Here is a 22,188-nt window from a genome sequence, read left to right as displayed (position 1 = left end):
GTGCGCCTCCATGGCGAATCCTGTGCACCACATCGAGCTCTGGACGACGGATATTCGCCACGGCGGTGCGTCGTTCGACTGGCTGCTCACCCGCATCGGTTGGGACGAGGATGTCGACGCCGCTTGGGATGCCGGCCGTGTATGGCGCCGCCAGGGCGCGCCATACATCGTGCTCGAGCAGTCCTCTGCGGTGACGGGACGGCACGAGCGGATGCGTGCCGGGCTCAACCACCTCGCGTTACGCGCGCCCGATCGTGAAACTCTGGACCGGCTGCGTGACGACTCCGCCGCGCATGGCTGGTCAGAACTCTTCGCGCAGCACTATCCACACGCCGGCGGCCCTCACCACACGGCACTGTTCGTCGAGAACGAGGAAGGTTTCGAGTTCGAAATTGTCGTCGACGACGACTGAGTGGCAACTACCGTGTGAACGGTGAGGCTGACCGCGGAGTCGGCGCGCGAGCTGCTCGTGGCCGATGGGCATGGAGTGCTGTGCACCGTGCACCCACGGCGTGGGGTGGACGCGGTGCCGGTCGTCTACGCGATCACGGGGGAGTATGTCGGCATACCCATCGACACGGTGAAACCCAAGTCGTCGACCAATCTGCAGCGGGAGCGCAATCTGCGGGCCGACCCGCGTGCCACGCTTCTGGTCGAGCACTGGGAGCGCGAGGACTGGTCGCGGCTGTGGTGGGTCCGGGCGCAGCTGCGGTGGCGCGAGGGCACCGACCCGGCGCTCGCCGAGGAGCTCGCCGGGCTGCTGGCGAGCTCCTTTCCGCAGTACCATCAGCGGCCGTTTGCGAAGGTGCTGATCCTGCAGCTCACCGGGCTGACCGGGTGGGCCGCGGAGGGCGGCTGACACTTCCCCGGAAAATTCTTGGCACCCGATGTCGAAGATGCTGGAAGCTGATCGACGTACGTGTGACAGGCACCTCCCACCAACCCGAGGAGAGATCGAGATGCCACGTTTCATGGGATTCGTCCGGATGGAAGAAGGCATCGGCACGCCCCCGAAGGCGCTGTTCGATGCGATGGACACCTACATCGGGGAGCAGGCCGCCAAGGGCATCTTCCTCGACGGCGGCGGGCTGTACGGCACCGAGGACGCGGTGAACTTCGTCGTCCGCGAGGGCGAGGTCAGCCGGGTCGACGGTCCGTATGCCGAGGCGAAGGAGGTCGTCGGAGGCTGGGCGCTCATGCAGTTCGACAGCCTGGAGGAGGCGATCGCCGGCAACAAGGAGTTCGCCGAGCTGCACGCGAAGTACTGGCCGGAGGTCTCGATGGTCGCGACGCTGCGGCAGATCTCCGAGGGCCCGGAGGAGCCCGCCGGCTGAGCACCGCTCACTACGCTGGCCTGGTGCCGGCGCAGACCCAGGCGGGGGATCCGCACCACGCCATCGTTGCCGCGTGGCGGGCCGAGTCGGCCCGCCTCGTCGGCGCGCTCACCCGCATGACCCGCGACGTCGCGCTCGCGGAGGATCTTGCCCAGGACGCGCTCGTAGCAGCGCTCGAACAGTGGCCGGCGGGCGGTATACCCGACAATCCCGGCGCCTGGTTGATGACCACGGCGAAGCGGCGCGGCATCGACCATTTCCGGCGCGCGGACGTGCTGCGTCGCAAGGTGGCGCAGTTGGAGCATGCCGGTGCCGGAGAGGAGGGCACTGTGCCCGACCTCGATGATCAGGTCGACCACATCGAGGACGATGTGCTGCGGCTGATCTTTCTGTCCTGTCACCCGTCGCTCACCGCCGAGTCTCGCGCCGCGTTGACGCTGCGGCTGGTCGGCGGGCTCACCACGGCGGAGATCGCGCGCGGCTTCCTGGTCAGCGAATCGACCATGGGACAACGGATTTCGCGCGCCAAGAAGGCGCTTGTGCAGTCGCGTGCAGAGTTCGAACTGCCGACCGGGCGGGAGCGGGTCGAGCGGCTGGACGACGTCATGGCGGTGATCTATCTGATCTTCAACGAGGGGTATGCCGCCACCGCCGGCGCCGACTGGATGCGGCCGGACCTGGCGAACGAGGGGATGCGCCTGGCGCGGATGCTGGCGACGCTCGCGCCGGACGAGGTCGAAGTGCTCGGACTGCAGGCGCTGCTGAAGTTGCAGGGTTCGCGGATGGCGGCCCGGCTCGACGAGAACGGTGCACCGGTGCTGCTGGAGGCGCAGGACCGGACGCGCTGGGACCAGTTGCTGATCCGTCGCGGGCTGGCTGCGCTGCGGCGGGCGGAGGAGATGGCCGGCCGGGGTCGGCCCGTGGGGCGGTACTTCCTGCAAGCCTCGATCGCCGCGCAGCACGCACGTGCCGAGCGGGCCGAGGACACCAACTGGCGACGGATCGCCGCCCTGTACGACGTCCTCGCCACCGCCACTCCCGGACCGGTGGTGGAGGTGAATCGCGCGGTAGCGCATGGCCGCGCGTTCGGACCCGACGTCGGGCTGGCGGTGCTGGACGCGCTGCCGGACGACGCGCTCGGCGACTCGCCGCTCGTGCCGAGTGTGCGCGGTGATCTGCTGGAACGCGCTGGGCGCCATACAGAGGCGCGCGAAGCGTTCACCGAGGCCGCCGCGCGGACGAAGAACGACAGCGAACGCCTCATCCTGGAGGGCCGGGCAGGCCCGGTTTGAGCGCTGTGGACAGCGCCTGTGTAGTTGGTTATACCGGTTATACTTTCCTTATGAAGACCGCAGTATCAATCCCGGATGATGTCTTCCGCGACGCCGACGAAACCGCTACGCGACTCGGCTGGAGCCGGTCGCAGCTTTACACGCGGGCGATCCGTGACTTCCTCGAAGGTCAGGAAGACGACCCGGTGACCGCAGCACTTGATGCGCTCGCGGAGGACGCGGCGGTGACTCCGAACACGGGTCGTGCGCTCATTGAGTCCGGGGCCTGGGAGTGGTAGTCCGCGGTGAGGTCTGGTGGGTCGATTTTGGAGCGCCAGTCGGATCTGAGCCGGGTTTTCGCCGGCCTGCGCTCGTCGTCTCCTCGGACCGATTCAATCGGTCGAGGATCTCGACGGTGATTGTGACGGCGATGACCAGCAATTTGCGTCTCGCCGATGCGCCGGGAAACGTCGAGTTCGAGTCTGGAGTTGTCGGCCTCACGAAGCCATCGGTCGTCAATGTGTCTCAAACGCTCGTGATCGATCGCGGACGCCTGACCGACGTCGTCGGAAGGTTGGACTCGGTCGCGATGCGGCAAGTCGACTCCGGCCTCCGACTGGTCCTCGGGCTTTGATCGACAGCAATCGAGTGTCGTGGTCATCGTGTCTCGCGGTCGCGCGTCGTCAAGATGGTCACACCCTCACGCCTCGGAAATCTTTCTGTGAACTCACGATACGTCTACCGGGGTGGCATAACGTGCGCCTCATTGTCCAGGCGTGGTGGACGCGCCGGCTGGAGGAGGATACGGACGTGAACACTGCTGAGGACGACGTACTCGAGCTTCTGGACTTCGCCTGGGATCGCCTGCGCCGGCGCATGGAGGGTCTCGGGGACGCGGAGTGGAGGTGGTGCCCCTCCGATGCCGACCATGACATCAGCATTCAATGGCGACTGGACCACATCACCGACCTGCTGAGGGCACCGAAGAACTGGATCTGGCTCGGCCTGCCGACGCCGGACGCGTCCGCGACGGCCGGGGCGGCCAGGACTGCGTCATCCGCGTGCACAGCCCTGGCAGCGGCGTATGCAGATCTGCGGGCGGTGCTCAGTGACGCCGCGCCCACGTTCGGGGTGGAGCTCGGTCCCGTGGCGGGGCCGTTTGAACTATCCACCCGACGTGCCTTCGTGCTGCACATTGCGGACGAACTCATTCACCACGGTGCCGAGGCCGCCCTCCTGCGTGATCTCTACGCCGGTCGTTCTCGCTGATCGCCGTGTGCGAAGAGTGCTGCGCTGTATGACGCCAGCCTGAGACCGAGCAACCCGGACGCTACGGGGCGTCGGCGATCATGAACCTCGCAGGTGCGCAGCATGATGCTTGGGCCTTCATCGATCACCTGCTCAGCGTCCAGGAGCGCCCGGGGGAATCGCCTCTTGAACTCGTCGACGAAGGCGAGTGGGTGAGTGCGCGCCGTCAAACCATTGTTGACACTGTAAACATTGCGCCATACGGTAATGCAAGCAGTGTTTACATCGCATCACCGCGCGCGGGTTGCACACCTCGAGTCGCACCGGAAGCGCCGGGATGCGAGTCGAGGACCATGCACCACCTGCCAACCAGGCACGAGAGGGCGTCACCGATGACGAACATGGAAACCGTTGAGGTAGAGCTCGGCAGCAGAAAACTGAGGGTGCCGGCCGACGGGCTCTTTGCCCGGTACCGCATGGACACCGATCTGGATGTCGTGGAGGCTGACCCGCGGGTCAGCACCGTCGACTTCTTCCGCACGTTGCCCAAGACAAGCGTCGAGTCGGCGATCGGGACCACCCGCACACCGAACTTCTACTACGCCATGTCCAAGGCGCAGATCACCTACCTCGCACCGACCAAGGCGCTACGCAGCCGCCTGCCTGACGGGCTGGACCCGCTGACCGTCGCGCCCGGGATCGGACTGTTCTCGGTGGTCTTCTTCCGGTATGACGTGTGCGACATCGACTTCTACACCGAGGTCACCGTCGGGATCGCGGTCAGGGAAGTACGGCACGGCAACCTCCCGCCGGTGGACCTGCTGTCCGCGCTGGGCAACGACCATCTGTACGCGTACGTGCTCTCACTGCCGGTGAACACCGAGATCGCCCAAGTGCGCGGACACGACGGCTACGGGTTCCCCAAGTGGGTAACCGACATCGACGTGGACATCGACGCACGCCGTGCCACGGGCCGGGTCGCCAATGACGCCGGGGGCACCGACATCGCGCTGTCGGTGGCGACTCCGAAGCAGAAGCGGGTCGCCAGCGGGACGAGCGTGTCGACGCTCACGTCATACACCGAACTGAACGGTGGTTGGAACCAAACGCTCAGCCAGACCAACAACCTGGTCTTCGGCAGCGACCTGCTGACGGGGGACGTGGGCCTTGAGCTGGGGTCGGGGAGGTTGAGCGACGATATCCGCTCCCTGAAACCGAAGCGACCGCTGCGGTTGGACGTGTTCACCGAGTGCCAGAACGCCCTCCACATCCCCGTACCCGTGTCGTTCCCCGCCACGCACGGACCCTTGAAAGGCGCGAAGTCATGACTGCCGTGCTGATGGTGTTGTCCGCAGCCCGCCACTGGACCCTCAAGGACGGGACCCTGCATCCGACCGGGGTGTGGGCCGAGGAATTCGCGGTGCCTTACCAACTGTTCACGGACGCCGGCTTCGACGTCACGGTTGCGGCGCCCGGAGGCAAGCAGCCTGTCATCGACCAGCTCAGCCTCGGCCTCTCCGGCGGCCTGCCGTCCAAGACCAAGAAGATTGCCACCGACGTGCAGCGCCTCCAGCCGGTGCTGGATCATCCGGCGAACTTGTCCGACATGGATCCGGACGACTTCGACCTGGTCTTCTACTCCGGCGGCCACGGACCGATGGAAGACCTCGCCGTGGACGAGGTATCCGGCGCCCTGCTCACCAAACGGCTCGCGTCGGGTCGTCCGCTGGCATTGCTGTGTCACGCACCTGCTGCCGCGCTGGCGGCCGAAAACCCGGACGGGAGCTGGCCTTTCGCCGGCTACCGAATGACCGGCCTGTCCAACCGCGAAGAACGCCTCAACAAGTTCGCCTGGAAAGCCAAGTGGCTATTGGAGGACCGGCTCAAGGAAGCCGGCGCCGACTATTCCAAGGGCCTGCCACTACGTCCGCACATGGTCCACGACCACAACCTCTACACCGGTCAGAACCCCCAGTCCTCAGAGCAACTCGCGCGGCGACTCATCACCGAGCTACAAGCTCCGGCCGCGTCTCACTGACCCGTACGTCAACCCATCCGAAGAAGGAGCAGCACGATGTCCGAGATTCCTGCACCCATCACGCCCTACCTGGAGCCGGCAGCCAAGGACCTTGCCGAGGCGACCGCGCAGCACCCGCGGATCTACGAGATACCGCCGGAGGAGGGCCGCAAGATCCTGGCCGACCTGCAGAGCGACCAGTCCGTGCCGCGCCTGGACTGTTCTACATCCACGGCGCCGGCTGGGTGTTCGGCGACGAGCACACCCACGACCGACTCTTCCGCGAACTGACCGTCGGTGCCGCAGCCACCGGGATCTTCCCGGTCTACGACCGGGCGCCGGAGAAGGGCTATCCCAGCCAGGTCGAGCAGAACTATGCGGTCGGGCAGTGGGTCAAGGAGCACGGTGCCGAGCACGGCATCGACGCGTCCCGGCTCGCGGTCACCGGCGAATCGGTCGGCGGATGTATGTCGGCCGTCTTCGCGCTGATGAACAAGGACCGCGGCGGCCTGGACCTCGAGGCGCAGGCACTGCTCTACCCGGTGACCAACGCCGATTTCGACACCCCGTCATACCGCCAGTTCGCCGACGGCTACTACCTGACCCGTGACGGGATGCAGTGGTTCTGGGACGCATACACCACCGACCCGGCCCAGCGTGCCGAAAAGTACGCCTCCCCGCTGCAAGCCACCCTCGACGAGCTGAAGGGGTTGCCGACCACCCTGGTGATCACCGACGAGGCCGACGTGCTGCGCGACGAAGGCGAGCAGTACGCCAACAAACTGCGTGAAGCAGGCGTCGACGTCACTTCCGTGCGCGTCGCCGGCATGGTCCACGACTTCCTGCTGCTGGACAGCCTGCGCGACACCAAGGCATCCAACGTCGCCCGCAAACTGGCGATCGACTTCCTGCGCACCGCACTCAACGGCGGCGGGGAGGCGTTCGCGAGCTGACCCGGGTGGCCGACGTGCGCTAGGAGATCCGTGCCGACAGCAGCGCGGTGATCGTCTGGCGCACTCGCGCCCGGACGCGTTCGGTTGAAGTGGTGTCCAGCTTTCCGTCCAGATGCAGGAAGGCCAGGCCGTGGACGACGGACCACAGTCCGGTCGCCAGCGCCGCCGGATCATCGGTCTGGAATATCCGCCCGACCGCCTCGCCCAGGTAGGCGTGTATGGCGTCGACCGCCGCGACCCGATCCGGGCTGGTGCGGTCGCAGCCCTCGGCGAACATCACCCGGAACAGGCCGGGCCGGGACAGCGCGAATTCCACGTAACCGACGGCGAGTTCGGCCACATCGTCCGCGGTGCTCGGTCGCGGCTGCCGAGAGGCAAGGTCGGTCGTCAGCTCCTGGTAGCCGACTGCGGCGACGGCGGACAGCAACGACAGTCGGTCGGGGAAGTGGCGGTACGGCGCCGCACTCGACACACCGGCCTTGCGCGCCACGGCGCGAAGGGACAGCTCCACGTCGCCGTCCTCGTCGAGCATCTCCAACGCGGACCGAACCATCGTCGCTGGCAGGTCGCCGTGGTGGTAGCTCGATGCTGCCGTGTCAGCCATGCCCGAACCTTATCCACCAGTCTATGTTTACGTTGATTACATTATCTTCTACGGTTGTAGCAGGCAATCTCGACGTCCGGTGGCAGGGCTGCTCCGGTGTTCGGCGAGACTGTCCGGTCAAGGCAGACTGATTTACGGAGATGACGAATTCTCGCGCGGTAGAAGTCGCTCTGGCGTTGTTCGCCGACGCCAGGGCACTTCTTCCTGCTCACGACGTGGAGTTCAAGCCCGAGGGCGAGACGATTCACGTATGCGTTGCCGGCGATCACGGTGTCACGCTGCACCTCTCGCCGGTTGACGACATGGCGGAGGCGCTGGTCGCGGCGGCGAGCGAAGCGTCGGACTACGTCACCGAGGCATTGGGCGCGAAAGGGTTGGTGTGGCCGCAGTGCCCGATGCACCCTCGCACACATCCGCTCGTCGCGGAGCAGCGAAACGAGACCGCCGTCTGGATGTGTCCGGCTGCGGGGGCGGTGGTGGCGAAGATCGGGCAGCTTCAACGCTAGCCCTGTGCGACGCCGGTTCGGCTACGGCTCACCGTGCGACCGAGGTAGGCAGCATTCACATACGCGACAACCGTTTCCGTCATGCCATCCCTCGTGGTGGCCGCACTTGCAGATGCGATCTGCGTGCGGATGCTGCTTGGTCCGCTGCCATGGGAGGTGCACGACTACTTCCTCCTCAGTGCCGCTCGGGCTCGATGATTCGTGGGATCGCGGTAGCCGCGACCATGAACACCGTCAACCTATGGCGGCTTGCTGAACGATTGCCGCGAGTGGCAGGTGGATAAGGACACCGCGGTCACGACCAACAAAAAATCCGCCAGCGGAGCTGGCGGAAAATTTGGTCGGGGTGACAGGATTTGAACTGTTCACGCGCGGTCTTCGGCTAACACTCTGATCTGCACTACAAGCATCTGACCTGCAGCGATGTAGACTCTAGCGCGTGAGAGGAATGGGCACAAGAGGACACGACGATCCTCGAATTATGCCCGGATTATGTCCCGGTGTGTCCGCGAACGGCACGTCATGACGCGCGCAAAACGAGACTTCGGGACGATCCGGAAGCGCGCCAACGGCCGCTATCAGGCCTACTACATGGGACCCGATCAGGGCTTCCATCGTGCGCCATCGACCTTCCAGACGAAGTCAGACGCGGAGGGCTGGCTCGCCGCCGAGCGTCGGCTGATTCAGAACGACGAGTGGTCGCCGGCGAAGTCACGTCGGGCGAAGGTGCGACGGGCGACCGAGGCCTTCGGGCCGTATGCGGAGGCATGGCTGGCACAGCGCGAGATCAAGCAGCGAACTCGAGCCCTCTACCGACGCCAGCTCGATCGCTTCATCCTTCCGGCGTTCGCCGAGATGTCTCTGCGGGACATCACGCCACCCGTCGTTCGCACCTGGTACACGAGCATCGACCCGACGCGGCCCACGCAACGAGCCCACGTCTACTCGCTGCTGCGCGCGATCCTGAACGAGGCGGTCCGGGACGACATCCTGGCCAAGAACCCGTGCACCATCCGAAGCGCCGGCATCGCCAAGCGGCAGCGGCCGATCGACCCGGCGTCGCCAGAGGAGATCGTGACCCTGATGAACGAAATGCCTGACCGATATTGGGCATTCGTGATCATCGCCGCGTGGTGCGGGCTGCGTTTCGGTGAGCTTGCCGAGCTACGTCGCGGCGACATCGACGTGAAGACCGGGCTCATCCACGTGCGGCGAGCAGTCACCTGGGACCACAGCACCCCGGTCGTCGGCACGCCCAAGAACGGCCAGCAGCGCTCGGTGTCGATGCCACCGCACATCGTCGACGTAGTGAGCGCGCACCTCGACCGGTTCGTCGAACGCCCCTCGGACGCGCTGCTGTTCCCTGCCGTCGGTGACAGCACCCGCCAGATCCACTCCAACACCGTCCGCCGCCACTGGATCAAGGCAAGAGAGGCCGCCGGACGACCCCACATGCGTATCCACGACCTGCGGCACACGGGCGCGGTGCTCGCCGCCCTGGCCGGCGCGACACCGAAGGAGACCATGGACCGGCTCGGGCACCTCAGCGCCGAAGCAGCGATGCGTTACCAGCACGTCGCGCGAGGCCGCGACGCGGAGATTGCGGCGAAGCTGTCCGAGCTGGCTGGTTATTGAGTGTGCGATTGCACCCGATCTGGCTTGCCGTGTCGTCTCGCCGTAGACGTATACGCGGCGATGTGGGGCACCTTGCCAGGTATGCCGATCGGTTGCACGTGACTACCGCACTGTTCCCGAGTGAAGGCAAGGGCCGCCAGCACGGACGCTCGAGGCAGTACGTCGTGCGACCCAGACATGCGGCGGAGTGACGCAGGTCGAAGACGCCGACTGCCGGCGGAGTGACGCGCCATCGGGCCGGTCTTGCGGACACGGAGTTGAGGAGGCTCCGGTGCGTTGCTTGTCGGCGCTCCCGGTTAGGCTCTCATCTGTGACGTCTTTGCAGCTTCGCCCTGCGCAGCACGCCATACCTCGGGATGCCAAAGCGCCAGAGGTGTCGCGGGTAACGGTTCTCAGCGTCGGATACCTAGTCCTGGATGTGATCACGACCACCCATGTGGTGGGCCGGAATGCGGGCGGGACTGCAGGCAACGTCGCGGCCGACCTAGCTTGGCTCGGCCAACGATCCGGACTGCTGGCACGCATCGGCAACGACGTCGCTGGCGAACTTCTGCGCAACGATCTCTCGGGTGCGGGCGTCGACACCAGTCACGTTCACTGCAGCGCGGATGTGGAGACGCCGATGCTGATCCAGCGACTCACGGAGTCCGGACCCGAATACCTCTTCAGATGCCCTGTTTGCAACTACAAGTTCGCCTCGCACCGGCCTGCGACTCGCGAGCAGGCCGAGGAGGCAGCGGGTTCGTGTCCCGAAGTTGTCTTCGTCGATCGCGCGAGCAAGGCATCCATTGATCTGATGGGTAAGGTCAAGCAGCGGGGCGGAATTGTTATGTTCGAACCGAATGGTCCCGGGCGGCGGGGGCTCACGGCCGAGGCGATTGCGCTCGCAGACATACTCAAGGTCAGCGAGGAGCGGGTCCCAGCGCTCGGGTCGCTCTTGAGCAGTACGCCGGGGAGCCAGGTTCAGGTCCGAACGCGGGGGGCGAGGGGACTTGAGTTCCGTCTCGGGCACGGTGCGTGGCACTCCCGGCGTGCACACCGGGCGCGGGTGAGTGACTCGGCGGGTGCCGGTGACTGGGTCACCGCGGGCTTGCTGGCTTATCTGACTGACTATCCGAGGCTGACCCACCGCAACATCAGCGATGGCCTCGATCTGGGGCAGGCATTGGCTGCACTTTCGTGTGCCTTCGTAGGGGCACGCGGAATGAACAACACATTGTCCTGGGGCGAGGCTCAAGGGCTCCTAGACCGTCCTGGTTTCATCTCTTGGCAGGGCGCAGAGCGGAAGTCCGCCTACCGCTCCGAGGTTGTGACGCCAGCTCACCAGATTGATGGCTGTACCGCGTGCGGCAATCGTGCCTAGGACCGTAGTTGGTCGTAGGGCTCGCCTTTGAGCCAGACGCACGCCAACTGATCGGCGACCCGCGCCTCGGGTTCCCAGTGCCCACCATCAAGGGTGCGCCGGGTGGCGCGAACGGCCAATACCTGTAGCTTCCGCTCGTACGCCGCGAGCAGCGCACCGATCGATAGCAGTTTGCTGCCGTGGCTGCTGAGAGTGACGTCGGCGCCGCCAATTGGACCGAGGATGTGCTGGTAGTCGATATCGAACTTGACCAGGGTGCGGTACAGGTCGAACGGATTGGTCTCCGCGGCGTAGATGAAGCTGGTGGGCTGGACCTCGAACCGGTCTCTGATCAGGTCGCGATGCTCCAATAGGAGCTGGTCGGCGAGCCGGGGATCGCGCGCTGGGAACGGCAGCACCGGGCACACTTCCTGGGGGTCCAGGAAGTCGGCAATCTTCTTCATTGCTGCCCCGGACCCTCGTCCCAGGACCGGAGCCCACACTCGCACCGCGTTGGAGCGTGCCCGTTGACTGCGCTTGCCGAAGCCCGGCAGCTGGTGGGCTGCACCGAGGCCGTCCTCCGTGATGTCTCCATCGAGTTTCGGGTTCTGGGTGACGAGCGCCAACAGTTCGGTCGGGAACCCCGCTGTCCCGGCTCGCTGAAGCAGTGCGCTGAGCATCGGAAAGGCCAAGGTCGTCGGGAACGCCGAGAGGTCGAACACGACGGCATCGATATCTTTCAGCGCGCTCTGCGCGGCGAGGTCACGCGCAAGCTGCCGGCCTGCGCTCGCCTCATCGTGCACGGCCGGGTAGTTCCAGGCGCGGTGGGTGCGGGTGGCCAGGTCTGCGATTGCCGTCTCGTTGTCGGCGCGTCGAGCGGTGAGGTCGTCACCAGACGCCTCGCTCGCGGGTTGAGGATCGATGGCCAACACGTGGGGCGCCGATCCGGTGGCGTCGATGAAACGCGCAAGCCCCGCGGTCGACCGAGGATCGAACCCGGCCGAGAGTACGAACAGGGTGCGGTCGTTGTCGTGACTAGCGGTGGTGAGCAGTTCGTCCACGACTGCCGCGCCGTTGGGCGCGCCATCGGTCGCCATCATTGGGTTGTCCCATGACAAGGACGTATTGGTGGGGGCAGTCTGGGTCACAGGAGCGTCCCCTGTCGCGGATCGGCTGTCTCGCCAGCGCGGCGAGGCGGTTCGACCATCCAGCCTGCCATCTGGATGAGCTTGCGTTCGCGGAACGCTCCCAGCCCGAGCGGCATGTCGAAGGTTGGGCACAGCAGTCGGTTGAGATAGATGACCATGTAGTCGGCGTTCTTGACCCGGTAGTTGAGCTCGATCCAGACCACGTTGTGCGCGATTGCGGACTTGAGCCCGCAGTAGAGAGCTGCCATCTCTGGCAGCTCTCTACTGGAGGGCTCGCGGAGTTTCGCGCGGTCCGACATGAGGAGAGCAGTCCCGGTAACGCCGGGCGGATAGGGAATCCGCGGCTTGGCGGCCTCCTCCTTGCTGATGCGCGCGACACCGTCGACGAACCTCTGGATGTAGTTGCCGTGGGGCAATTGGGTGAGACTCCGGTAGTAGTTCCGGCTTGCATCGCGGGCGATCTTGTCCTGGATCGACGGCGTCAATGCCAACTCGCGTCCTGTTACATCCTGGGTCTGGAGGCGTGCCATCAAGTCGCCGCAGACTTCGAGGAATTGCTCGATATTCGCGCTTCCGAGACGGGCGTAGGTCTCGGCGCCGACGTAGTAAGGGATGCCGCAGTTGATGGCAGTGCGCATGTAAGCCGCTTCGCGCAAGGAACTGCTGCCACGGGAAACTAGTTGATCAGCTGGCAGGGGAACGTCGAAGAGTTCCTGCTGTGCTCGAGTTCGGTCGCGTTCGATCAGCACGTCGATCTCGGACAGACGTGCCAGGCCATCGCGGCCGTCGAGCTGCACGGTCTCCGCGAGCCAAACGGCGTACCGAGGATCGTCTCCGACCTTGTCGGCGATCCTGCTCCGTACTCTGGCGAAGGGATCCTCGGAGGCGAACTCCAGCGCCGAATCAGGCTCGACTCCGAGCAGGTTGGTTAGGGAGGTGTCGTCGGTGAGCATTCTATCGAGCGCTGGTGAGGCGCGTTTGTCGGCGATGTCCAGCAGCACCTTGCGAAAGCGAGTGGGGGTGAGTGTCTGGCCCGTGAGTCGGTGGAGAGCCGCGGCGCTGCTGGTGCGGTCCCGGGCCAGCGCCTCGAGCTCGATCACGTCGAAGTCGCGACCCTCGTCGCCAGCCCCGAAGAGTTCGTCGTCATCGAGGGCCACGTTCCGCGTCGCCATCCACCGCCCCACGGTGTGCGCCCGGCTTCGCAACTCTCCTAGGAGGGCTGTTCGCTGGCTCTCAGCGAGGGCGTGGGCGTCGTCAAACATGATCAGCGTGCTGGCCGAAACTGGCGCACCTGCCACTTCTATCCCGGTGGCCGATAAGGCCGTAAGACTGTGCAGTCTGCCGTGCCCCGTGGGCATCTCCCCAGATGTGGCGATGATTTGGTCAAAGAGGTCGAGGAGTTCGTCCTCTGCAGCCTCCGCGGCGGCGATGAGGTCGGAGCCGCTGGTTCCTCCGAGACGCATGAAGGCGCGCGTTGCATCGGGGGTCCGAGGACGGAACTGCACCAGGTCGGGATCCTCATCGGGAGCCCTTCCCGCGAATTCAAGGCAGGCGCGGATCAGGCCCTGGATGACGCGAGCGTCGAGCAGCTTGAACAGCAGCCGCTTCTGGAGGTCAGAGTCCTCGGCTACGTCGACAAGGCCGGCGTAGTTCTGGTCGAGATTCTCCAGCACACCGATGACAAGCGGTCCGTTGACGTCCAAGACGCCGAAGTCCGTCAGGAACGAGACGAGGTGGGCGGTCTTGGAGCGACGTTGATGGATGTAGTTCAAGGTCGGAGCGGTCAGGCACTTCATCAGGCTGGTCTTGCCAGCCCCCGGCGCGCTCCGCAACACGTAGAACTGATCGAACGGAGGCGCCGGAAGCGCGTGCAGCACCTCTGGGGCGAAGGTGGCAGTGAAGAGCCCGAGATTGCGGGAGGCTGCCTCACTGTGTCGGGTGCGGAAGGGGTTCGCGCGGGTCATCAGGGGCGATCCGAATGGTGGCGTTCGTAACGGGGAAACAGGGCTCGTCTCTCCATGCTCGTGTAGCCCTCGCGGCGCCGGCCAGTGCTGTCGGCCCAGAGCGGACTGACGCTGTTATTGGGAGCGTTGTGGTGCAGGACGATGGGCAACGCGCAGTCCTTGTAACCGCGCGCGGCACAGGCCTTGTGCTCGTCTTCTAGGACCGGATCCCAGAAGACGTCGCAGTCCGCCAGCAGGTCGGCGTCGGTGACCTCGCACGTGTCGTCAAACACCTGGATCACCTCCAACCTCCAGCGATCGGCCAGCCCCGCCTTCTGGAGGGCGTCCTCGATGTGGCGCTTGGCTCGGGCGCTGGCCATGTAGATCAAGATGGTGGCGCTGTAGCCCTCGTCAAGCACCGCCGGTTCGTCCTCATCAGCGGTTGCGAGTGATGCAGCTTCCTTGAGAAACTTTGCGATCTTGCCGTCGGGGGAAACGGTGCCGTCAGCGTTCTCCACGATGTCGATCAGGCTGGTTCCGCTGCCATAGAAGTCATCGACCAGGAGCACGTGGTTGAAGGTGAAATCGTCCGCCTCCCCGCCGTGAACTTGCAGCGCCGTGACGAGCTTCTTCCTGAGGTCGGCGCGTCTAGTGGGAGGCACAGCGGGCTGGGGGATGAACTGCTCGTGGGACAGGTCGGAGTTGCGCCTCAAGACATCGAGGCGGGCACCGTCGGATAGGGCAAAAACGAGGATGCGGCGCAGTTCAACTTTGAAGGCGGGCGTGCTCACGAGCTGGGCCTTGCGGTGCCGCGAAATGCCGCTGGCCATGGCGACCCGTTCGAGAACGGCTGGTCTGATGACGTCCGGATATGCCACGGCGATGAGATGATCGACTTCCGCAGCGCTGATGAAGACAAGCCGGTCGAGGAGGAAGTCGAGCCATCGCTTACGGGTCGCCTGGTCGAAGCCCTGCAGCCACCGTGCGAGGCTCTCCATGAATCGCTGGCCCGCTCGGAAACCCTCGTAGGTGTCCCACTTGAGTTCCGCCATCGTCGTCAGCTTCGGGACGAGTTCGGCTTCGGCTGCCTCGTCGAGGTCGACGAGCCTGCCCAGCAGTTGATTGGCGAGTGAGGTCTTCAGCTGCTCCTCCTCATACCTGGCTGCTTCCACGAGAACCTGGCGCCCGCCCGCTCTCGTAGTTGGACAGCCCGAAGATATCGTGTCAACAGCGCTGGTCCAGCGGTCCCGTCTTCGGAGAGGTTCCAGCATCGGCTTCCGTCTGCGGACACCCGGTCAACCGACAGTGAGAGGTCTGAGTAGGACAGCAACTCGAAGTCGTTGCCTCCGACTTCTCCTTGGTCGCCGATCAGAAGCACGTTGCTGCTATCGACCCCGAGATGATCGACGACCGCTCGCTTGCTTGTGGACCGCGACACTATGTCGACGCTGTGTCCGCTCTCGACGACCTTCAACCGTTCGCCCAGCGCGGGCTCAAGAATCGCGGCTACCGCTGCGCCGGTATCGGCCAGCGCAGCGCCGCCTCTTTGCACCGTGACCTGCCAGCGCCGGGCCGACAGATCCCATCCCTCGCCCACGAGTCGCCGGGAGAGGATGTCGGCAGCCGTTGCCAGGTCTCCATCCGCGACGGTGCCGCGCTCGACGTCTTCGGCGAGCGGATTGATCACCGCACCGTTGTAGATCCCGATGACCACTTCGTTCCAGAGCGGTTGCCGAATCCACCGGCGCAGCTCGTCGATGACTGATGGGCCTCGCCCCGACGCGAATGCGATTCGTACGCCGTGCTCCAGCAGCCGGTGAATCTCGTCCTGGACTTCCTGCGTCGGGGGCTTCGTCCGACGTGCAGTGGGGACACAGGTGCCGTCGTAATCGAGCACCACAGCTGCCAGCGGTCGTCCGCAAACGGACGTGCGCCACGTCTGCCACGCGTCCATCCAGGCGTCGAGGTCGGCTCGATTCCGGTCGACCATCCCGGCGGCGATCGCCTTGACACGCGCCGGGCGTGATCCGTCCGGGCTCGACGCGAGACTTGCCCAAGGCAAGTGGTAGAGCTTTCGTCCAGTGGTGCTGACCGGCGGTTGCCCAGGGTCGACCCCGCTGACCGCGCCGATCTCCCCGGCGAGCCGCATACAGCCAACGAGGCTGTCCAGCGTGCCGACCGGACCCGATATCCGGGTGGACAGGTCCACCGCGCGAAGCGACGACGGAAGCACCCCGATTGTCTTGTTTACCAACGGCTGCGAGCCAGGGTCACCCAGGGTGACGACGACCGTAGACGCCGCTCGATTGAGCAAGCCGACATGTCGGCCATGCGCCATGTTCCGCAGATCGGCCAGTTGCACGTCAACGAGCCCGGTCTCCGAGAGGCGCGCCTCCACGTCATAGGCCGCTGCGAGTTGGTCCGGCCCGTAGAGCACCAGGGCGCGTCGGACTTCTTCAGGCCACGGCGACATCGGGGCATCCAGCATCGGAAGCCTGTCGGGCAGGTCAAACCCGGCGGCTCTCAACCACGCACTCCCCATCGCCAAGATGCTGTTGGTCGCCAAGAACCCGTCCTTGGCCGTTCGCGGCAACGTCACGATCTCATCGACGACCGCGGCTAACTCAGGGGCTACCTTCGAGGCCGATAGCTGGGTCAGTAGCACCACCCTGTTGCCTGGCCCGGCTCGCACCGCTCGGGCTGCGAGGCGCACGTCGGGGTGTCGCGCCCGCGCACTGAACAGGCCCACTGTCGCATTCGTCGGCCGAAGACCATCACCGAGCGCCAACGTCAACGGAGTCACGGCGCTCGACGGGTATGAGCTGTGGGCCCCATGAACGCGAGCGGCCAACTGCGCCATCGCCAGCGCTCCGCCACTCCCTACGAAGTAGGCACTGTGCCGGTTGAACTCACTCTGAACCCGGCTGAGCTTGGCCAAGTCCTCGTCTTCGAGCGCCCGGACAGCTTGGTAGGTCTCCGATAGCTCTCCCAGCTCGTCTGCGTACCGTCGTCCCAAGGTCTCAACTCTCTCACATCACTCGATCTTTCGTTGAGTACTACCAGACGTCGCCGACAATCCGGACATCGAGCCTCTGTCCGCCATCGCCATCGCCACGCGGCGGCCGCCGCCGGATCAGATCGCCCTCGACCTACCCGCAATTGGCTGGTCGTGTTGTGGCGTCTGGCGAGGGAGCTATGGAGAAGGGCCTGCGGCACGATCAGTAACAAGCTGACCTGCTACGTACCCGGCAATAACGGCGGAGCGATGTGTCCGCGTGTGACGGGCCGCGGTCTCGAGCTCGACTGAGTGCTGGACGAACGGCCCGACACGACTGGGCGAGGGCCGCGGTGACCTTGCCGGTGGGGCGAGGTAGAGGCGATGGCGTTGCCTAGGATCAAGCTGGCGTCATTTTGGGCGGTAAGACGCGCACGTGGGGCTTACATCTGTTGCCTGAGGTCGCGCGAGGTTATGCGGTGGGAATGAGCACCATCAGGCGGTCGACGTCGGCAGGGTCTACTCGCAGGACGCGGGGTCCGCTGCGGTAGGCGGGGAGTTGGCCGGCGGCGATCCTGCGGCGGATTGTGCGGGTACTTAGACCGGTGCGCTCGGCGGCGTCTGCGAGGGTTTCGAACTGACGGCGGGGAGTTGAAGTGGTAGGCATGGTGTTCTCCTTTCACCTACCTGAAGGGGTGTGTCGTGTCTCTGGCGGTCGGATTCGGAAAGAGATCCTGGAAGGGGGTTTCGATCGTTGGGAGGACTCGTGGCGGTTCGCTCACAACGGAGCCGCGAACCGAGGAGTCCGCGTTTGCCTGTCTCTCGTACGGACAAGGTCGCTGCGGCGCGCGGCCAGATGGCGGCGGGAGTGCGAAGAGCAGCCGACCCGCAGGTGATGGGTGAGGCGACGGCAAGTTGTCCGTCCACGGCTGCCGGGTCATGCGACGTTCTATCGGTGTGGGTTCAGTCATCGGATTCTCCTGGGACTTGGAAGTCGTGGCGTCGGGCTTCGGCGGCGAACCGGGGGACGTTCGAGCGTGCGAGGATGCCGAGCAGTCGCGTCAGCGGTGGCCTGTTGGCGTCGAGTACCTGACCTGCCAGAGCGGCGCCGACTCGTGCCGGGTGGAGGTCGAGCTGGTCGAGGAGGAAGTCATCGGGGTGTACGACCGTCAGCGCATGGGGCTCGAGTGAGGGCCCGGGGAAGTCTGTGGTGTTGAACGTGACGAGCACTTCTGCCTGACCACGGACGGCGGCGGCGAGCACGTGTCGATCCTTCGGATCACAGGTCATCGCATGGACGAGGTCCTCGTAGTCCGTCACTGCGGCGTCGGGGAACGCGACGCGCATGGCCGACACTCGCCGGGCAGCGCCGGTCGGGCCGACCCTGCTGGTGAGGTTGCGTTCGAGCTCGGTCAGCACATCCTCGGACCACAGGATCCGGTACGGGGCCGGGCTCGGCGAGGCGTAGGAGTGTGTCGTTGAGGGTGCCGCCGAACAGCGCGCAGGTGTCGAAGAAGACCGGAAAACTCACGGTCAGCGGGTGCGCGGTGCCGGGCCGTCGGTGGCCTCGTACAGGCCGTCTTCTTGACCTTGCCGCTGCATATCCGACAGGGCGCGCCGCCGGTCGATCCGCTGGCGCTCCTGGAAGTCGACCAGGTCGCTGAGTCGCACGAACCGGTGCCGGCCGGGCTTCTCCATCGGTAGATCACCGCGCTCAAGCATCCGGACCAGCGTCGGGCGAGAGACGCCCAGGTAGTCTGCGGCCTCCTGGGTCGTGAGCATCGCGTTCAGGGGCGCGACAGTGACGCCCATCCCACCGGCGAGGGCTTCGGCGACCTGTTTCAGCACGGCGTACATGGCCGGGGGCAGCTCAAGCCGCGTGCCGTCCGCCGCGACGAGGGACGGCATTGCCTCGGGCGCCTGCAGGCCGGCTGCTTCCAGTGCGCGGACGAAGTCGAGGATCTGGGCGTCTTCGCGGTCATCGGTGATGTAGGTGCGTGGTGCGGGGACCGCTGCGGCGCGACTCATGATCTGCCTCCTTGGGTTTGACCCCACCCTAGCCTAAACGAACAAAACGAACACGATGTCGTTTCTGGTTCGGCTGTGGAAACAGAAGATCCCCAGAGTTGCGCATCGTGGAGAGGCTGTGGGGATGTGGTACCTGCACGATACAGGCCTGCGTGAAGGCTGGCATCGCGTGCCAGCGCGCGATCTTCAGCATGAGGGGCTGGCATCTCCGAGCGCCTCACGGCCCTTGAAGGTGCCGCTGGTGCTCGGCCCCAGAGTCGTTATCTCGGCAGTCGTAAGCGTCGCCGACCGGCGCTGTTATGCCCGACAGGATGCCATACGCGCCGGTCCTGACCGCGTTTTCGCAGGTCAGAGCCGGTGTGTTAACCGGTCGGGGTGACAGGATTTGAACCTGCGACCTCTTCGTCCCGAACGAAGCGCGCTACCAAGCTGCGCCACACCCCGTGGCATGCCGCGTGCACCCGATGGATGTGCGCAGCGAGATGCAACGATACAAGCTGACCTGGGGTTTCGCCCAATCGGGGTCGGCGGGGCGCGAGTGAGGCTGCGAGACCTCGATGACGGGCTCGCCTATCGGCTCGCCCTACTCGGCCACCGCGGTGGTGACTCGGCCACCGCGGTGTGGGCTCGGACGGTGCGATCGAGGGTGCGGGACCTCGATGACGGGCTCGCCTATCGGCTCGCGCTACTCGGCCACCGCGGCGTGGGCTCGGACGGTGTGCTGCGCCGGTTCAGGCGTAGCGGCGCAGGATGGCGCGAGCGTGGTCGACATAGCCACCGCCGAAGAGCACGGCGTGCAGCAGCACCAGGTGCAGTTGCATGAGGGGCACGCGGTCACGCCAGCCGTCGGCCAGCGGCGCGGCCTCGAGGTATGACGCGAGCAGCCTCTCCAGCTGCGGCGCGCCGAAGAGGGCCAGCGCGGCGAGGTCGGACTCCGGATGCCCGCCGTGTGCGGCCGGATCGATCAGCACTGCGCCGTCCGCGGTCCACATGACGTTGCCCGACCACAGGTCACCGTGCAGCCGCGCCGGCGCGGGGCAGGAGCCGTCGAACTCGCCGTCGCGCAGCCGCCGCAGGACTGGCTCGGCAAGCTCCGCGAGCGGCGCGAGCCTGGACACGCGGACTCCGTCGCCCCGCTGGTCTCGATATGCCTCCCCCGCTTCGCTCCTCCGGCACTCGACCCGCGGCTCGAGGAGGGGAGCGAGGCGCAGGTCGGCATACATCGCACCCCACGACTCGTAGGGGCGCAGCGGCAACGGCAGCATGTCGTCGGCCGGGCCCTGGAAGCCGTCGCCGTCCCAGCCGTCGGGGCCGACGCCATACGCGGACGCACCCGCGGCGTGTGTTGCTGCCAGTGCCCGGCCGAACGCCTCCGCCGCGGCAGGAGTCGGAGACGCTGAGCGGAGCCGCTGCAACGCCAGCGTCTCCTGCTCGATCGCGACGATCTCGACGACCGTCGCGCCGCCGGCGGCACGCAACCAGTCGAGCCCCGCCGCCTCCCACTGCGCAGCCCGTGGCGATGACGCGTGCTTGACGAAGCTCATCGGGCTGGTTTCGATACGCGCTCGTTCCTCGCGCTACTCAACCCGCGGGGTGGCTCGTTCCTCGCCCTACTCAACCCGCGGCTCGTGCTCAACCCGCAGCTCCGGCAGGCACGAGCGTCAGCAGCGTCGCCTCCGGCCGGCAGGCGAAGCGCACCGGGTTGTACTTGTTGTGCCCGAGTCCCGCGGACACCTCCAGCCATGCCGCATCGTTCGGTGCGTCGGCGTCGGAGTGTCCCAGCGCACCGGGCCACCATCGCGAAACCCCTTTGGCACGAGCGTTGTCCAGGTCGCAGTTGGTGGTGAGGGCGCCATACCCCGGCACACAGACCTGGCCACCGTGCGTGTGCCCGGCGATGATGAGCCGCGCACCGTCGGCAGCCATCGCGTCCAGCACCCGCGTGTATGGCGCATGCACCACCCCGACCGTCGTGGCGACGCCAGAGGCAGCATGCCCCGCGACCGACGGATAGTCGTCCATCTCGATGTGCGGGTCGTTGACGCCGACGAATTCGACTGGCATCCCTTTGATCTCGAGCGTCGTGCGCACATTGTCCAGGTCGGTCCACCCGCCGCCGGTGAAGCCGCCGACCAGCTCCTCGACCGGCAGGGTCGGCACGTTGAGCTCCGGACCGCGTCTGTGGGCCCGGCCGATGCCGACATACTTCAGCGGGTTCTTCGGCGCCGGCGCGTAGTAGTCGTTGGACCCCAGCACGAACGCACCCGGGAAGTCCAGCAACGGCTCCATCGCATGCAGCACCGCCGGGACGGCATACAGGTCCGAGCAGTTGTCCCCGGTGTTGAGGACGAAGTCCGGCTCCAGCGCCGCCAGCCCACGCACCCAGTCGATCCGGTGCTGCTGACGCGGGATCAGATGCAGGTCGCTCACCTGCAGCAGGCGCACGGGACGCGACCCGGGCGCCAGCACCGGCACCTCGAACCGTCGCAACGTGTAGAGATGACGCTCGACGAGGGACGCCCAGGCGAGTGTCCCGAGCCCAACGCCGACGACAGCGGCCGAGGTCTTGGTGAGTGCATGCATGAGGCTGCCAATTATGCGATGGGAATCCGTGCGGGTTCGATCGACCCACGGTGCGACACTGGTGCGCATGACGAGCAAGCAGAGTCTGCGTGAGGACATGACCGCCGCCATGCGCGCCCGCGACAAGGTGCGCACCGGCACGCTGCGGATGGCACTCGCCGCGGTCACCAACGCCGAGGTCGCCGGCAAGGCGGCCAAGGAGCTCACCGACGACGAGGTCCAGCAGGTGATCGCCAAGGAGGCCAAGAAGCGTCGCGAGGCGGCCCAGGCGTATGACGACGCCGGTCGCACCGAGCTCGCCGACACCGAGCGGGCCGAGCTGGCCGTGCTCGAGGAGTACCTCCCGAAGCAGCTGTCCGACGACGAACTGGCGACGCTGGTCGCTGACGCGATCAGCGAGACGGGTGCGTCCGGCATGGCCGGCATGGGTCAGGTGATGAAGGCCGTCCAGCCGAAGGTCGCCGGTCGCGCCGACGGCGGCCGCGTCGCCGCCGCGGTCAAGCAGGCGCTGCAGGGCTGAGCCGGAGCCGGGTCCCTTCGATACGGTCGCTCGTTCCTCGCGACCTACTCAGGGAACGCTG

Annotated in this window: 25 protein-coding genes and 1 tRNA gene; 15 read left to right on the top strand and 11 right to left on the bottom strand. The window is 66.0% G+C overall.

Annotated features, from left to right (window positions below):
• Window positions 1–10 precede the first annotated feature (10 nt).
• The 11 genes from FHU39_RS15390 (at window position 11) to FHU39_RS15345 (ending at window position 6,823) form a co-directional block, all read left to right on the top strand.
• Window positions 11–412 (top strand): VOC family protein, encoded by a 402-nt coding sequence (locus tag FHU39_RS15390; RefSeq protein ID WP_183321465.1) that lies wholly within the window; start codon window positions 11–13, stop codon window positions 410–412.
• A 21-nt stretch (window positions 413–433) separates the two neighbouring features.
• Entirely contained in the window at window positions 434–859 is a 426-nt protein-coding gene (locus tag FHU39_RS15385; RefSeq protein WP_183321464.1) for a PNPOx family protein, read from the top strand.
• Window positions 860–959: 100 nt separating this feature from the next.
• Window positions 960–1,334 carry a YciI family protein gene (locus FHU39_RS15380; RefSeq protein ID WP_183321463.1) on the top strand — a complete coding sequence of 125 codons (375 nt, stop codon included), beginning with the start codon at window positions 960–962 and terminating at the stop codon, window positions 1,332–1,334.
• A 23-nt stretch (window positions 1,335–1,357) separates the two neighbouring features.
• Complete coding sequence (locus tag FHU39_RS15375) at window positions 1,358–2,626, top strand: sigma-70 family RNA polymerase sigma factor (RefSeq protein ID WP_183321462.1); 1,269 nt, start codon at window positions 1,358–1,360, stop codon at window positions 2,624–2,626.
• A 50-nt stretch (window positions 2,627–2,676) separates the two neighbouring features.
• A complete protein-coding gene (locus FHU39_RS15370) occupies window positions 2,677–2,904 on the top strand; it encodes a ribbon-helix-helix domain-containing protein (RefSeq protein ID WP_183321461.1) in 228 nt (75 codons plus the stop codon).
• Window positions 2,898–3,239 carry a type II toxin-antitoxin system PemK/MazF family toxin gene (locus tag FHU39_RS15365; protein ID WP_183321460.1) on the top strand — a complete coding sequence of 114 codons (342 nt, stop codon included), beginning with the start codon at window positions 2,898–2,900 and terminating at the stop codon, window positions 3,237–3,239. Before FHU39_RS15370 ends, FHU39_RS15365 begins: the two co-directional genes overlap by 7 nt.
• A 176-nt stretch (window positions 3,240–3,415) precedes the next feature.
• Window positions 3,416–3,874 carry a DinB family protein gene (locus FHU39_RS15360; RefSeq protein WP_183321459.1) on the top strand — a complete coding sequence of 153 codons (459 nt, stop codon included), beginning with the start codon at window positions 3,416–3,418 and terminating at the stop codon, window positions 3,872–3,874.
• Window positions 3,875–4,245: 371 nt separating this feature from the next.
• Window positions 4,246–5,181 carry an acetoacetate decarboxylase family protein gene (locus FHU39_RS15355; RefSeq protein ID WP_183321458.1) on the top strand — a complete coding sequence of 312 codons (936 nt, stop codon included), beginning with the start codon at window positions 4,246–4,248 and terminating at the stop codon, window positions 5,179–5,181.
• The gene (locus tag FHU39_RS15350) at window positions 5,178–5,891 is read left to right on the top strand and encodes a type 1 glutamine amidotransferase domain-containing protein (protein WP_183321457.1); all 714 of its coding nucleotides are present in this window, start codon (window positions 5,178–5,180) and stop codon (window positions 5,889–5,891) included. Before FHU39_RS15355 ends, FHU39_RS15350 begins: the two co-directional genes overlap by 4 nt.
• A 36-nt stretch (window positions 5,892–5,927) precedes the next feature.
• Entirely contained in the window at window positions 5,928–6,161 is a 234-nt protein-coding gene (locus FHU39_RS24315; RefSeq protein WP_246336691.1) for a hypothetical protein, read from the top strand.
• The gene (locus FHU39_RS15345; protein WP_343065931.1) at window positions 6,116–6,823 is read left to right on the top strand and encodes an alpha/beta hydrolase; all 708 of its coding nucleotides are present in this window, start codon (window positions 6,116–6,118) and stop codon (window positions 6,821–6,823) included. The genes FHU39_RS24315 and FHU39_RS15345 overlap by 46 nt, the downstream gene beginning before the upstream one ends.
• A 19-nt stretch (window positions 6,824–6,842) precedes the next feature.
• On the opposite strand, the gene FHU39_RS15340 is transcribed toward FHU39_RS15345, so the two are convergent.
• Window positions 6,843–7,427, bottom strand: coding sequence for a TetR/AcrR family transcriptional regulator (locus tag FHU39_RS15340; protein ID WP_183321456.1), 585 nt, complete (start codon window positions 7,425–7,427; stop codon window positions 6,843–6,845).
• A 215-nt stretch (window positions 7,428–7,642) separates the two neighbouring features.
• Here FHU39_RS15340 and FHU39_RS15335 point away from each other — a divergent pair, with 215 nt between their 5' ends.
• The 3 genes from FHU39_RS15335 (at window position 7,643) to FHU39_RS15325 (ending at window position 10,931) form a co-directional block, all read left to right on the top strand.
• A complete protein-coding gene (locus tag FHU39_RS15335; protein ID WP_183321455.1) occupies window positions 7,643–7,933 on the top strand; it encodes a hypothetical protein in 291 nt (96 codons plus the stop codon).
• A 522-nt stretch (window positions 7,934–8,455) separates the two neighbouring features.
• Window positions 8,456–9,568 (top strand): tyrosine-type recombinase/integrase, encoded by a 1,113-nt coding sequence (locus tag FHU39_RS15330; RefSeq protein WP_183321454.1) that lies wholly within the window; start codon window positions 8,456–8,458, stop codon window positions 9,566–9,568.
• Between the two features lie 418 nt (window positions 9,569–9,986).
• On the top strand, window positions 9,987–10,931 hold the full coding sequence (locus tag FHU39_RS15325; RefSeq protein WP_221185551.1) for a PfkB family carbohydrate kinase: 945 nt from the start codon (window positions 9,987–9,989) through the stop codon (window positions 10,929–10,931).
• On the opposite strand, the gene FHU39_RS15320 is transcribed toward FHU39_RS15325, so the two are convergent.
• From FHU39_RS15320 to FHU39_RS15275, 10 genes are all read right to left on the bottom strand, one after another.
• Window positions 10,928–12,010 carry a hypothetical protein gene (locus FHU39_RS15320; RefSeq protein WP_183321452.1) on the bottom strand — a complete coding sequence of 361 codons (1,083 nt, stop codon included), beginning with the start codon at window positions 12,008–12,010 and terminating at the stop codon, window positions 10,928–10,930. The two genes, FHU39_RS15325 and FHU39_RS15320, sit on opposite strands and share 4 nt — an antisense overlap.
• 44 nt (window positions 12,011–12,054) lie before the next feature.
• The gene (locus tag FHU39_RS15315) at window positions 12,055–14,022 is read right to left on the bottom strand and encodes an ORC-CDC6 family AAA ATPase (RefSeq protein WP_183321451.1); all 1,968 of its coding nucleotides are present in this window, start codon (window positions 14,020–14,022) and stop codon (window positions 12,055–12,057) included.
• Entirely contained in the window at window positions 14,022–15,173 is a 1,152-nt protein-coding gene (locus FHU39_RS15310) for a phosphoribosyltransferase-like protein (RefSeq protein WP_183321450.1), read from the bottom strand. The genes FHU39_RS15315 and FHU39_RS15310 overlap by 1 nt, the downstream gene beginning before the upstream one ends.
• Window positions 15,140–17,017 (bottom strand): HAD hydrolase family protein, encoded by a 1,878-nt coding sequence (locus FHU39_RS15305; RefSeq protein WP_183321449.1) that lies wholly within the window; start codon window positions 17,015–17,017, stop codon window positions 15,140–15,142. The genes FHU39_RS15310 and FHU39_RS15305 overlap by 34 nt, the downstream gene beginning before the upstream one ends.
• A gap of 451 nt (window positions 17,018–17,468) precedes the next feature.
• Window positions 17,469–17,663 carry a helix-turn-helix transcriptional regulator gene (locus tag FHU39_RS15300; RefSeq protein WP_183321448.1) on the bottom strand — a complete coding sequence of 65 codons (195 nt, stop codon included), beginning with the start codon at window positions 17,661–17,663 and terminating at the stop codon, window positions 17,469–17,471.
• A gap of 296 nt (window positions 17,664–17,959) precedes the next feature.
• Window positions 17,960–18,415 (bottom strand): PIN domain-containing protein, encoded by a 456-nt coding sequence (locus FHU39_RS15295; RefSeq protein ID WP_343065929.1) that lies wholly within the window; start codon window positions 18,413–18,415, stop codon window positions 17,960–17,962.
• A 114-nt stretch (window positions 18,416–18,529) separates the two neighbouring features.
• Window positions 18,530–19,024 carry a helix-turn-helix domain-containing protein gene (locus FHU39_RS15290; RefSeq protein ID WP_183321447.1) on the bottom strand — a complete coding sequence of 165 codons (495 nt, stop codon included), beginning with the start codon at window positions 19,022–19,024 and terminating at the stop codon, window positions 18,530–18,532.
• A gap of 370 nt (window positions 19,025–19,394) precedes the next feature.
• Window positions 19,395–19,468 (bottom strand) — tRNA-Pro (locus FHU39_RS15285).
• A 287-nt stretch (window positions 19,469–19,755) separates the two neighbouring features.
• The gene (locus FHU39_RS15280; RefSeq protein WP_183321446.1) at window positions 19,756–20,568 is read right to left on the bottom strand and encodes a fructosamine kinase family protein; all 813 of its coding nucleotides are present in this window, start codon (window positions 20,566–20,568) and stop codon (window positions 19,756–19,758) included.
• A gap of 88 nt (window positions 20,569–20,656) precedes the next feature.
• The gene (locus FHU39_RS15275; RefSeq protein ID WP_183321445.1) at window positions 20,657–21,607 is read right to left on the bottom strand and encodes a metallophosphoesterase; all 951 of its coding nucleotides are present in this window, start codon (window positions 21,605–21,607) and stop codon (window positions 20,657–20,659) included.
• A 67-nt stretch (window positions 21,608–21,674) separates the two neighbouring features.
• Here FHU39_RS15275 and FHU39_RS15270 point away from each other — a divergent pair, with 67 nt between their 5' ends.
• Window positions 21,675–22,127 (top strand): GatB/YqeY domain-containing protein, encoded by a 453-nt coding sequence (locus FHU39_RS15270; RefSeq protein ID WP_183321444.1) that lies wholly within the window; start codon window positions 21,675–21,677, stop codon window positions 22,125–22,127.
• Window positions 22,128–22,188 lie beyond the last annotated feature (61 nt).

The organism is Flexivirga oryzae, from assembly GCF_014190805.1.
Taxonomy (GTDB): domain Bacteria; phylum Actinomycetota; class Actinomycetes; order Actinomycetales; family Dermatophilaceae; genus Flexivirga; species Flexivirga oryzae.
The sequence above is the reverse complement of the archived record's forward strand: the minus strand, read 5'-3'. Positions and strand labels throughout refer to the sequence as shown.